The 12,004-nt window shown below is 71.4% G+C and carries 10 protein-coding genes; 1 reads left to right on the top strand and 9 read right to left on the bottom strand.

Annotated elements, in window-relative coordinates:
* Window positions 1-54: 54 nt before the first annotated feature.
* The 3 genes from accD to trpB form a co-directional block, all read right to left on the bottom strand.
* Window positions 55-942: an acetyl-CoA carboxylase, carboxyltransferase subunit beta gene (gene accD, locus GGR71_RS06630; RefSeq protein WP_160960943.1), complete on the bottom strand. Its 888-nt coding sequence runs from the start codon at window positions 940-942 to the stop codon at window positions 55-57.
* Window positions 943-1,280: 338 nt separating this feature from the next.
* Entirely contained in the window at window positions 1,281-2,084 is an 804-nt protein-coding gene (trpA, locus tag GGR71_RS06625; protein WP_160960946.1) for a tryptophan synthase subunit alpha, read from the bottom strand.
* Window positions 2,085-2,230: 146 nt separating this feature from the next.
* The gene (trpB, locus tag GGR71_RS06620) at window positions 2,231-3,448 is read right to left on the bottom strand and encodes a tryptophan synthase subunit beta (protein ID WP_160960949.1); all 1,218 of its coding nucleotides are present in this window, start codon (window positions 3,446-3,448) and stop codon (window positions 2,231-2,233) included.
* A 97-nt stretch (window positions 3,449-3,545) separates the two neighbouring features.
* Here trpB and GGR71_RS06615 point away from each other — a divergent pair, with 97 nt between their 5' ends.
* The gene (locus GGR71_RS06615; protein WP_184451747.1) at window positions 3,546-4,439 is read left to right on the top strand and encodes a LysR family transcriptional regulator; all 894 of its coding nucleotides are present in this window, start codon (window positions 3,546-3,548) and stop codon (window positions 4,437-4,439) included.
* A gap of 34 nt (window positions 4,440-4,473) precedes the next feature.
* Here the strand turns inward: GGR71_RS06615 and GGR71_RS06610 are convergent, their stop codons facing one another.
* The 6 genes from GGR71_RS06610 to aroC all read right to left on the bottom strand — a co-directional run bounded on the left by GGR71_RS06610 (window position 4,474) and on the right by aroC (window position 12,003).
* The gene (locus GGR71_RS06610) at window positions 4,474-5,136 is read right to left on the bottom strand and encodes a phosphoribosylanthranilate isomerase (protein WP_019801754.1); all 663 of its coding nucleotides are present in this window, start codon (window positions 5,134-5,136) and stop codon (window positions 4,474-4,476) included.
* Entirely contained in the window at window positions 5,133-5,906 is a 774-nt protein-coding gene (gene truA, locus GGR71_RS06605) for a tRNA pseudouridine(38-40) synthase TruA (protein WP_160960955.1), read from the bottom strand. The genes GGR71_RS06610 and truA overlap by 4 nt, the downstream gene beginning before the upstream one ends.
* A gap of 223 nt (window positions 5,907-6,129) precedes the next feature.
* A complete protein-coding gene (locus GGR71_RS06600) occupies window positions 6,130-8,226 on the bottom strand; it encodes a FimV/HubP family polar landmark protein (protein ID WP_184451745.1) in 2,097 nt (698 codons plus the stop codon).
* A gap of 518 nt (window positions 8,227-8,744) precedes the next feature.
* Window positions 8,745-9,770, bottom strand: coding sequence for an aspartate-semialdehyde dehydrogenase (locus GGR71_RS06595; RefSeq protein ID WP_160960960.1), 1,026 nt, complete (start codon window positions 9,768-9,770; stop codon window positions 8,745-8,747).
* Window positions 9,771-9,869: 99 nt separating this feature from the next.
* Window positions 9,870-10,907 (bottom strand): 2-hydroxyacid dehydrogenase, encoded by a 1,038-nt coding sequence (locus tag GGR71_RS06590; RefSeq protein WP_160960963.1) that lies wholly within the window; start codon window positions 10,905-10,907, stop codon window positions 9,870-9,872.
* On the bottom strand, window positions 10,900-12,003 hold the full coding sequence (gene aroC / locus GGR71_RS06585) for a chorismate synthase (RefSeq protein ID WP_160960966.1): 1,104 nt from the start codon (window positions 12,001-12,003) through the stop codon (window positions 10,900-10,902). Before aroC ends, GGR71_RS06590 begins: the two co-directional genes overlap by 8 nt.
* Between the last annotated feature and the right edge of the window lies 1 nt (window position 12,004).

Genomic DNA, 12,004 nt, shown 5'->3' with positions numbered 1-12,004 from the left:
ACATCCGTCGTGGAATACCACGGGACCCGGGTCCCGGGCCCCGGGTCCCGGCTTTCACGCCACCTCCGTCTTCGCCGGGGCCGGCTGCCGCATCATCAGCGCCAGCAGTTCGGACAGGCGGTCGCGCAGTTCGCGGCGGTCGCAGATCTGGTCGATGGCGCCGTGCTCGAGCAGGAACTCCGAACGCTGGAAGCCTTCCGGCAGGGTCTCGCGCACGGTCTGCTCGATCACGCGCGGGCCGGCGAAGCCGATCAGCGCATACGGCTCGGCGATGTTGATGTCGCCGAGCATGGCGAAGCTGGCCGACACGCCACCGGTGGTGGGGTGGGTCAGCACCGACACGTACGGCAGGCCGGCCTCGCGCAGGCGGCCGAGCGCGGCCGAGGTCTTGGCCATCTGCATCAGCGAGAACAGGCCTTCCTGCATGCGCGCGCCGCCGCTGGCGGAGAAGCACACGAACGGCGCGCCGATCTTCAGCGCGGTCTCGGCGGCCAGGGCGAAACGCTCGCCGACCACCGAGCCCATCGAGCCGCCCATGAAGGCGAAATCGAACGAGGCCACCACCAGCGGTTGGCCCTTGAGCAGGCCCTGCATCGCCACCAGCGCGTCGTATTCGCCGGTGCTCTTCTGCGAGGCCTTGATGCGCTCGCCGTACTTCTTCTGGTCCTTGAACTTGAGCGCGTCGGTCGGGCCCAGGCGCGCGCCGATCTCGGTCGGCGCGGTGTCGGCGTCGAACAGCGCGGCCAGGCGCGCGCGCGCGCGGATCGCCATGTGGTGACCGCACTTCGGGCACACCTCCAGGTTCTCCTCCAGTTCCGGCCGGTACAGCACGGCGCTGCAGTTGGGGCACTTCTCCCACAAGCCTTCGGGAACGCTGCGCTTCTTGCTGGGCGTGCTGTCGGTGCGGATGCCCGAAGGCATCAATTTGCTGAGCCAACTCATGCGATGTGACGATCCATTGGGCGGCCGCGAGAGCCGCAGAGGGGCGACAGTCTAACTCGGTCCCCCGGTGGCCTGCAGACGGTGGCGCATGGAGCGGCCAGGCCGGCCGGCATCGGCGCGGCCGCTGCCAGGGTGCCTGCTACCGCTCGCCCACCGCGGGGCGTGCGGCATCGCCGCGGCCATCTTGGGCCGACAACAATCGCGTCGGGCCAGCAGCCGCGCGCGCCATTCGAATCGCCTGCGTGCGCCGCATGCACATGTGTGCGCAGCGGATGCGGCATCGCCGCAAACGCGAACGCCCGCGCAAGGCGGGCGTTTGCATACAGACCAGGCGTGGCTCAGCCCGCGTCCAGCGCCTGCCGCAGCGGCGTCAGGAACGCCAGGGCGGCGTCGCGCGCGGCCTGCGGGCCGCCTGCCTCGGCCAGCGCCGCGACCAGCGCGCTGCCCACCACCACCCCGTCGGCGTCGACCGCCATGGCCTTGGCGCTGGCGGCGTCCTTGATGCCGAAGCCGGCCACCACCGGCACCGGGCAGCGCGCGCGCAGCTGGCGCAGGCGATCGCCGGCGGCGCGCGTATCCAGCCGGTCGGCGCCGGTCACGCCGGCGAAGCTGACGTAGTACAGGTAGCCGCGCGCCGCATCGCACAACAACGCGATGCGTGCATCGCTGGTGGTTGGCGATGCCAGCACGATCAGGTCCAGCCCCGCCTCGGCGAAGATCGTCAGGGTCTCTGTCGATTCCTCCGGCGGCAGGTCGACCAGCAGCACGCCGTCCACGCCAGCCGCCACCGCCTCCTCGGCGAAGCGCGCGGTGCCGTGGATCTCCACCGGGTTGAGGTAGCCCATCAGCACTACCGGCGTGCTGGCGTCGTCGCGACGGAAGGCACTGACCGTTTCCAGCACGTAGCGCAGGCCGGCACCGCGCGCCAGCGCACGCTCGGAGCTGCGCTGGATGGTCGGGCCGTCGGCCATCGGATCGGAGAACGGCACGCCCAGTTCGATCACGTCGGCTCCGGCCTCGACCAGCGCATGCATCGCCGGCACGGTCGCCTCCAGCGACGGATCGCCGGCGGTGAGAAAGGGGATCAGGGCCTTGCGGCGTTGGGCATCGAGTCGGGCAAAGGTGTCGGCGAGGCGGCTCATGTGGGACCTATGCGCCCCTCTCCCAGCGGGAGAGGGGTTGGGGTGAGGGTAAGAGGCGAAGCGGTGCGGAATGTGAGCAAGGGGCTGCGCCCGTACCCTCATCCGGCGCTTCGCGCCACCTTCTCCCGCAGGAGAAGGGCAAAGCGTTACAGCGTCAATCCTTCGCGCGCGGCGATGGTGTGCACGTCCTTGTCGCCGCGGCCGGACAGGTTGCACAGCACCAGCGCGTCCTTGGGCAGTTCGCGCGCCAGCTTGATCGACTGCGCCACGGCGTGGCTGGACTCCAGCGCAGCGAGGATGCCTTCGGTGTGTGCCAGCAGGTGGAACGCGGCCAGCGCCTCGTCGTCGGTGATGCCCTGGTAGGTGGCGCGGCCGCTGTCGGCCAGGAACGCGTGCTCCGGGCCCACGCCCGGGTAGTCCAGGCCGGCGGACACCGAATGGGTTTCGACGATCTGCCCGTCGTCGTCGCAGATCACGTAGGTGCGGTTGCCGTGCAGCACACCGGGACGCCCGGCGGCGATCGAGGCGGCATGGCGGCCGCTGCCGATGCCGTCGCCGGCGGCCTCGGCGCCGTAGATCTTCACCGAGGCGTCGTTGAGGAAGGCATGGAACAGGCCGATGGCATTGCTGCCGCCGCCGACGCAGGCGCTGATCGCGTCCGGCAGGCGACCGTAGTCGCGCAGCATCTGCTCGCGCGCCTCGCGGCCGACGATGGCGTTGAAGTCGCGCACCATCCGCGGGTACGGATCGGGGCCGGCGACAGTGCCGATGATGTAGAAGGTGTCCTGCACGTTGGTGACCCAGTCGCGCATCGCCTCGTTGAGCGCGTCCTTGAGCGTGGCCGAGCCGGAGTGCACCGGCACTACCGTGGCGCCGAGCAGCTTCATCCGGTAGACGTTGATCTTCTGCCGCTCGATGTCGGTGGCGCCCATGTACACCACGCACTCCAGGCCCAGCCGCGCGGCCACGGTGGCGCTGGCCACGCCGTGCTGGCCGGCGCCGGTCTCGGCGATGATGCGGGTCTTGCCCATGCGGCTGGCCAGCAGCGCCTGGCCGATGGTGTTGTTGATCTTGTGCGCGCCGGTGTGGTTCAGGTCCTCGCGCTTGAGCAGGATCTGCGCGCCACCGACTTCGCGGCTGAGCCGCTCGGCGTGGTAGATCGGGCTGGGCCGACCGACGTAGTGGGTCAGGTCCTTGTCGTAGGCGGCGATGAAGGCCGGATCCTGGCGGGCGGCGTCGTAGGCGGCGGCCAGCTCCTGCAGCGGGCCGATCAGGGTCTCGGCGACGAAACGGCCGCCGTAGCGGCCGAAGTGGCCGGCGGCGTCGGGATAGGCGTGGAAGTCGCTGACGGGAACAGAGGACATGGCGCAACCGGGGGCAACAGAACAGGCCTGCACTTTAGCGCACACGTTCCTACAGAAAAACCGATAAAGTCTGACGCAATCCGTCAGGAAAACTCACATGACCAGTGCGCGTCGCCTGCCCTCGCTCAACGCCCTGCGCGCCTTCGAGGCCGCCGCGCGGCTGCGCAGCGTCGGCGCCGCGGCGGCGGAACTGCATGTCACTCATGGCGCGATCAGCCGCCAGGTGCGGCTGCTGGAGCAGGAACTGGGGCTGCCGCTGCTGCAACGCGACGGCCGCGGCATCCGTCCGACCGTCGCCGGCACGCGCCTGTGCGAGGCCGCCGGCAACGCGTTCGCGCAGTTGCAGGACGCAGTGGCGGAACTGCGCCGCCCCGCGCGCCCGGCGGCACTGGTGCTGGGCTGCCCCGGCAGCATCCTGGCCCGCTGGATGATCCCGCGGCTGCAGGCGCTGCAGCGCGACCTGCCGGCGCTGACCCTGCACCTGTCCGCACACGAGGGCGACTTCGCCGCCGACCTGGACGGCCTGGACGCAGCGCTGCTGCTGGGCCAGGCGCCGTGGCCGGCGGACTGGCAGGTCCGCGTGCTGGCGCCGGAGCGGATCGGCCCGGTGCTCAGCCCTGCCCTGCCGCAGGCCTCGGCACTGACCGCGGCTGCGCCAGCGGCACTGCAGGGACTGCCGCTGCTGCATACCGTGTCGCGGCCGCAGGCCTGGCCGGCCTGGGCCGAGGCGCAGGGCCTGGCGCCGGCGCAGTTGCGCTACGGCACCGGCTTCGAACACCTGTACTACCTGCTGGAAGCGGCGCTGGCCGGGATCGGCGTGGCGATCGCCCCGCAGCCGCTGGTCGCCGACGACCTGGCCAATGGCCGCCTGCTGGCGCCCTGGGGCTTCGTCGAAACCGGCGGACAGTGGGCGCTGTGCACGCGCCGCGAGGTCCAGGATCCGCGGGTCGACGCGCTGGCGCAGTGGCTGACGCAGGAACTGCAGCGCTGACCGAGGCGACGCCGGCGACGGCGCCGCATCGCGCTCAGCAGTTGGTGTTCAACTCGTGGCAGTCGGCGCGGCGCACTTCCTCGACGAATTTGCGCATCTTGTGGCCGTCCTTGATCCCGGGCTGGCTTTCGATGCCGCTGGACACGTCCACGCCCCACGGCAAGGTGCCGATGATCGCGTCGAACACGTTGTCGCCATTGATCCCGCCGGCGAGCAGGAACGGCCGGTGCAGGCCGGTGGGCAGCCGCGACCAGTCGAAGGTCTTGCCAGAGCCGCCGCTTTCGCCGGGGGCGTGACTGTCGAACAGGAAGCCGGCGGCGTTGGGGAACTGCAGCTGCAGGGTGCGCGCGTTGATCTCGCCGCCGCCCATCGGCACCGCCTTCAGGTACGGCAGGTTGAAGCTGCGGCAGAAGCCGTCGTCCTCGTCGCCGTGGAACTGCAGCAGGGTCGGACGCACCGTGCGCAGCACCTCGCGCACCTCGTCCTTGGGGTTGTCGCGGAACAGCGCCACCACGTCCACCATCGGCGCGGCGGCCTGGCGCATGGCCCGCGCCTCGGCCGGCGCGACCCGCCGCGGACTGCCATGGGCGAACACGAACCCGATCGAATCCACGCCCAACTCGCCTGCCAGGCGGATATCGCCGGCGCGGGTCATGCCGCAGAACTTGATGCGGGTGCGATACAACGTGCGATTCATAGCGTGACCTCGTCCGGAAGCGTCCAGTGGGCGGGATAGAGGGGACCCACGAAAACCAGGCCCTGCGGTGGCGCCGTCGGACCGGCGACGCGGCGGTCGCGTCCGGCGAGCAGCTCGCCAATCCAGGACGCCGGCTTTTCGCCCGTCCCCACCATGACAAGGGAACCCACGATATTGCGCACCATGTGATGAAGGAATGCATTGGCCTGGACCTGGATCTCGACCAGCTCGCCGCTGCGGTGCACCGTGATCGACTGCAGCTCGCGGCGCGCGTGCAGCGCCTGGCACTGCACGCTGCGGAAGGCGCTGAAGTCCTGCTCGCCCAGCAGCGCCTGCGCCGCCGCATGCATGACCTCGGCCTGCAGCGGCCGCCGCTCCCAGCTCAGGGTCTGCCGGTACAGCGCCGGGCGCACCTGGCGGTTGAGCAGGCGGTAGCGGTAGCGGCGCGCGCGGGCGGAGAAGCGTGCGTGGAAGTCGTCGGCCACCGGCACGCACCAGCGCACGCACACCGAGGGCGGCAATCGCGCGGTGGCGCCCAGCATCCAGCCGCGCGCCGGGCGCGGCGCGTCGCAGTCGAAATGCACCACCTGGCACTCGCCGTGCACGCCGGCATCGGTGCGGCCGGCGCAGACCACGCTCACCGGCGCGTCGGCCACCGACGACAGCGCCGCCTGCAGCGTCGCCTGCACGCTGGGGCCGCCGCTCTCGCCGAGCTGCTGCCAACCCTGGAACTCGCTGCCGTCGTACTCCACGCCTAGCGCGTAGCGCATGGCGACCTCCGCTGCAGTGCGGCACCGGCGGCAGTGCGCCGTGCGGCCGCTTCACACGTGGGAGCGCGCACGGCGCCCGTCACATGGCCGCGGCGGCAGTGCCCCGACCGGGCGCTGAGCGCACCCTCAGCGCTGGCCTGCCGCCGATGGGCAGGGTGCCGCGGGGCCGTCCCGATCCAGACCGGACGGCCGCGGCGAGCGCGCCGCGCGCCGCCTGCCGCCATCAGTCCAGCCGTCCCAGCAGTTGCAGCGCCTCGGCGCGCGCGGCCGGGTCGCCGCTGGCCGCGACCTCGGTCAGCAAGGTGCGTGCGGTCTCGTTGTCGCCCAGGTCCATGTACGCCACCGCCAGTTCCAGGCGTTCGCGGCCGGCCGGTGGATACGGCGACGGCGCTTCGGCCGGTGCGGGTGCGGGCGCCGCGGCGGGCTGGTGCCAGGTCGGCTCCTGTCGGCCGCCGCCGGCATCGCTGTCGGCACGGGCGTCGCTGGTCGGCAATGCGACCACCGGCGACGGCTGCCGCCAGGCCGCCTCGGTCGCGGATTCGGCGGCCGGAGCGGCCTCCGGATGGGCATCGGACACGTCAGCGGAATGGTCGTCGTCGTTGTCCGCGGACAGCGGCGCATCGGCTGGCGCCTGCCGCAACGACTGCTGCGCCAGCACGCGCTCGAACGCGTCATCGTCGAGCGCGGTGTGGTGATCGGCGTGATCGGCGTGATCGGCGGCAGCGTGGTCCACGTGGCCGGCATGCTCCCACGCCTCCAGCGCCTCCTCGTCACGGGTCGCCGTGGCGTCCTCGGCCAGCGGCTCGGCCGGCTCCAGCGGCGGTAGCTCCGGCGCATCGACATCGCGGTGCGCGACCACCGGCACCGCGGCGCTCGCCGCCAGCGCGGCGTCGTCGTCGCGCGGCAACGGCGGCAGCGGCGAGGGCTTGCGCCGACGCGACAGCAGCCAGGCGCCGAGGCCCAGCACCAGCAGGCTCAGCCCGCCCCACAGCCACAGCGGGAACCCGTCATTGGCCGGCGCCTGGGCGGCCGCCGCCGCCGGCGGCGCCTGCCCGGCCTGGGCCAGGCGCTTCTGCGCCGCGGCCAGGTCGCTGTCCTTCAGCGCGATCAGTTGCTGCTGCTGGGACTTGAGCTTTTCGAGCTGGTCCACCCGCGAGCGCAGTTCCTGGACCTCGGCATCGCGTGCCGCGAGGTCTTCGCGCGCCTGCTGCAATTGTTGGGCTGCCACCATGTCTCCTTCGTCGCCGGCACCGGTGCCGGACTTGGTTCCCGCCTCGCGGCGCGTCGCCGGCACCGCCGGCGCGATTTCCAGCCGTGCGCCGGCTGCGGCGGCGGCCGGCGCTGCGGCGGCCGGTTTGGCTGCGGCCTGCGCCGTCGCCGCGTCCTGCTGGGCCTGTGCCGGCTGCGGCACCGGCGCGCGCGCCTGGCGCCACTGCGCCGCCTGCTCGCGCACCACCGCCTCGGCGGCGGCGGCATCCAGGCTCGCCAGGTCCTCCTCGCGCGGCGTGCGCAGCACCGCGCCCTGCTTGAGCAGGTTGAGGTTGCCGCGGATGAAGGCGTCCGGATTGGCGCGCAGCAGCGCGACCATGGTCTGGTCCATCGAATGGCCGTTGCCGCGCGCCAGTTGCCCGGCGATCTGCGACAGGGTCTGCCCGGCGCGTACCGGCGCCAGCGCATCGCCGGGCGCGGCCGCGGGGGCCGGCGCCGGACGCGGCGTGGCGGCCGGCCTGGCGGTCGGCGTCGCCGACGTGGCGGCGGCCGCCGGCGCGGGGGTGGCCGTGGACGCATCGCGGGCGATGCGGTCGGACGGCTGCGCCGCGGCAGGTGCATCGATCGCCGGCGCATCGATCGCCGCGGCCGTGTTGGGCGCGTCGATCAGCGCGGAGTATTCGCGGATCAGCCGGCCCTGGCCCCAATCGACCTCGATCAGGAAGCTCAGCGACGGCACGTCGACCGGCATGCGGCTGCTGACCTGGATCACCGCGCGGCCCTTGCGGGTCTGGGTGAAGCGGAACTGCAGGTCGCTGACCAGGCCTTGCGGCCGCTCCAGCCCGACCCGCGCGAAGGTCGCCGGCGAGGCCAGCGCCACCCGCGCCCGCTCCAGTTCGCCCGGTTCGTTGGAGATCACCGGGATCTCGGCCAGGAACGGCTCGCCCGGCTTGGACAGCACGCGGATATCGCCCAGGCCAAGGGCCAGCGCGGCCTGGCTGCAGGCCAGCAACAGCAGCGCGGCGGCCGCGCGACAGAGGTGGCGCAACCCGCGCGCGGCGGACACCGCATCGCCACTACGGCGATGGAACACACGTGGTTGTAGGCGCATCCCGCCCCTGCCCCTTGGAATCATGCGTGCAATATATAGGAAGCCGGGACCGGGGACCCGGGACCCGGAAAAGCCGGGATGGTGAGAGGACGGGACTCGGGACTGGGGATTCGGAGAAACCTAGGCAGGTACCCCGTTGCCGATACGCTGCTGAAATCCGCGGCTCAGGGATCTGCCGATACAGAAACGCCCAGACAGGCCACTGTGGGAGGGACTTCAGACCCGACGCGAGGTCCAGACGCTGTCTGGACTGAAGTCACCGCATAACCCGGGACTCAGAACGCCCAGGCAGGTACTGCGCTGCGTACTGCGATGTGTGGATCTCGCGTCGGGACTGAAGTCCCTCCCACAACGGGGCGAGCGCGCATGCCTGTAGCTTCCCTTTTCTAGACAAAAAGCCAGGGCTCACGCCCTGGCCTTGGTTCCACTCCACTACACGCTCGGGTCCGCGCAGCGCCGGCCACGCCGACGCGCTATGAAACCACGGGACCCGGGTCCCCGGTCCCGGGTCCCGGCCTTCAGCCCTCCTGGGCCACCAGCTCGGCCAACTGCACCGCATTGAGCGCGGCGCCCTTGCGGATGTTGTCGGCCACCACCCACAGGTTGAGGCCGCGCGGGTGCGAGAAGTCCTCGCGGATGCGGCCGACGAACACCGGGTCCTTGCCCGAGGCATGGGTCACCGGGGTCGGATAGCCGCCGGCCTTGTGCTCGTCGACCACTTCCACGCCGGGCGCCTGACCCAGCAGCGCGCGCGCCTGCTCGACGGTGATCTTGCGCTTGGTCTCGATGTTGACCGCCTCGGAGTGGCCGAAGAACACCGGCACGCGCACCGCGGTCGGGTTCACCAGGATGTTGCTGTCCTCGAGGATCTTCTGCGTCTCCCACACCAGCTTCATCTCTTCCTTGGTGTAGCCGTTGGGCTGGAAGTCGTCGATGTGCGGAATCAGGTTGAAGGCGATCTGCGCCTGGAACTTCTGCGGCTCGATGTCCTGGAACGCCAGCAGCTGCGCGGTCTGCTTGCCCAGTTCCTCCATGCCCGAGCGGCCGGCACCGGACACCGACTGGTAGGTGGCCACGTTGATGCGCTCGATGCCGTACTCCTTGTGGATCGGCGCCAGCACCGGCATCAGTTGCATGGTCGAGCAGTTGGGGTTGGCGACGATGCCGCGCGGACGGTGCTTCAGCGCGTGCGGATTGACTTCCGACACCACCAGCGGCACATCGTCGTCGTAGCGGAAGGTCGAGGAGTTGTCGATCACCACCGCGCCGGCCGCGGCGAACTTCGGCGCGTATTCCTTGGAGATGCCGCCACCGGCGGAGAACAGCGCGATGTCCACGCCGGTCGGGTCGAAGGTGGCCAGGTCGAGCACGGTGACCTTCTGGCCGTTGAACTCGACCTGGCCGCCGGCCGAGCGCTCGGACGCCAGCGGGTACAGCGTGGCGACGGGGAAATCGCGCTCGGCGAGGATGCTCAACATGGTTTCGCCGACGGCACCAGTGGCGCCGACGACGGCGACGTTGAAACGACGGGTTGCATTGCTCATGGAAGATTCGATCCGCAGAAAAAGAAGGGAGGAACAGCCGCACTGCCACGTGGATTCGGGGAACCTGCCGTGTGCGCCGCGCACAGGGCCGCAGGCTCCCTATCGTTTTTTGTCCGCAATCGCCCGCGCAGCGCCGCCGGCCGCGGCGATCGCGTCCAGGTTCAGCGCGTTGGGCGGGCGCCCGGCGTCGGCGCCAATGCCCAGCGCGGCGAGCAGGTTGTCCACCGCCAATGACACCATCGCGCGGCGCGTGGCCACGCTGGCGCTGCCGATATGCGGGGTCAGCACCACGTTGCGCAGCGCCAGCAGCTCCGGACGGATCGCCGGCTCGCCTTCGAACACGTCCAGCCCGGCCGCGGCCAGGCGCCCGTTGGCTAGCGCATCGGCCAGCGCGATCTCGTCGACCAGGCCGCCGCGGGCGATGTTCACCAGCGTCGCGGTCGGCCGCATCTTCGCCAGCGCGGCGGCGTCGATGACGTGGTGCGATTGCGCGCTGTACGGAAGCACCAGCAGCAGGTGGTCGGCGCGCCCCAGCAGGTCGTCGAAGCCGACGTACTCGGCGCGGTGCGCGCGCTCCACCTCGGCCGGCAGGCGGCTGCGATTGTGGTACAGCACGCGCATCGAGAAGCCGGCGGCGCGGCGCGCGATGGCCTGACCAATGCGGCCCATGCCGAGGATGCCGAGGGTGCTGCCGTGGACGTCGGCGCCGAGCATGGTCTGGAACGACCACTGCTGCCACTGCCCGGCACGCAGCCAGCGCTCGGCCTCGCCGACGCGGCGCGCGGCGGCCATCAGCAGGGCGAAGCCGAGATCGGCGGTGGTCTCGGTGAGCACGTCGGGGGTGTTGGTGGCGACGATGCCGGCCGCGCTGAGCGCGTCCAGGTCCAGATTGTTGTAGCCGACGCCGACGTTGGCGATGGCGCGCAGCCGCGGCGCGCCGGCGATCTCGGCAGCGCCGATGCGTTCGTTGAGGGTGACCAGGGCGCCGTCCAGCGGCGCCAGCGCCTGCGCCAGGTCCTGCGGCGAATACTTGGTCACGTCCTCAGTGGTGGTCAGCGCGCAATGGTCGCCGAGCCGTGCGACGACGTCGTCGAACAGCGGCTGGCTGACCCACACCCGCGGCCGCGACTCAGCCATCGCCACCGCCGGGGATGCGCGGCATCACCGTGCCGACGTCGCCGCATTGTGCGCGGTGGCGCAGCGCCTGGTCCATCAGCACCAGCGCCATCATCGCCTCGGCGATGGGGGTGGCGCGGATGCCGACGCAGGGGTCGTGGCGACCGGTGGTGATCACGTCCACCGCCTGCCCGTCCACGTCCACCGTGGCGCCGGGCAGGCGCAGGCTGGAGGTGGGCTTGAACGCCACCGAGACGACCACGGGCTGGCCGGTGGCGATGCCGCCGAGCACGCCGCCGGCGTGGTTGGACTGGAAGCCGTCCGGCGCGATCAGGTCGCGGTGCTCGGTGCCCTTCTGGGTCACCGCGGCGAAACCGTCGCCGATCTCCACGCCCTTGACCGCGTTGATGCTCATCATCGCCGCGGCCAGTTCGCCGTCGAGCTTGCCGTAGATCGGCTCGCCCCAGCCCGCCGGCACGCCATCGGCGACCACGGTGACCCGCGCGCCGATCGAATCGCCGGACTTGCGCAGCGCATCCATGTACGCCTCCAGCTCCGACACCTGCGGCGCATGCGGCCAGAAGAACGCGTTGTCCTCCACCGCCTCCCAGGCAAAACCCTGCGGCAGCAGCGGCCCAAGCTGCGACAGGTAGCCGCGCACGCGTACGCCGTAGCGCTGCGCCAGCCACTTCTTGGCGATCACGCCGGCGGCCACGCGCATGGTGGTCTCGCGCGCGGACGAACGCCCGCCACCGCGCGGATCGCGGATGCCGTACTTCTGCCAGTAGCTGTAGTCGGCATGGCCCGGACGGAACTGCCGGGCGATGTCGGTGTAGTCCTTGCTGCGCTGGTCGGTGTTGCGGATCAGCAGCCCGATCGGGGTGCCGGTGGTGCGGCCCTCGTAGACCCCGGACAGGATCTGGATCTCGTCGGCCTCGCGCCGCGCCGAAGTGTGCCGGCTCTTGCCGGTGGCGCGGCGCTGCAGGTCGTGGGCGAATTCGCTGGCGTCCAGCTCCAGCCCCGGCGGGCAGCCGTCGACCACGCAGCCGATCGCCGGCCCGTGCGATTCGCCGAAGGTGGTGACGGTCAGCAGCTTGCCGAAACTGTTCGCGCTCATG

The sequence above is a fragment of the Xanthomonas sp. F1 genome (genome assembly GCF_014199855.1).
Note: the sequence above shows the minus strand (reverse complement) of the source record. Positions and strands in the feature narration are given on the sequence as shown.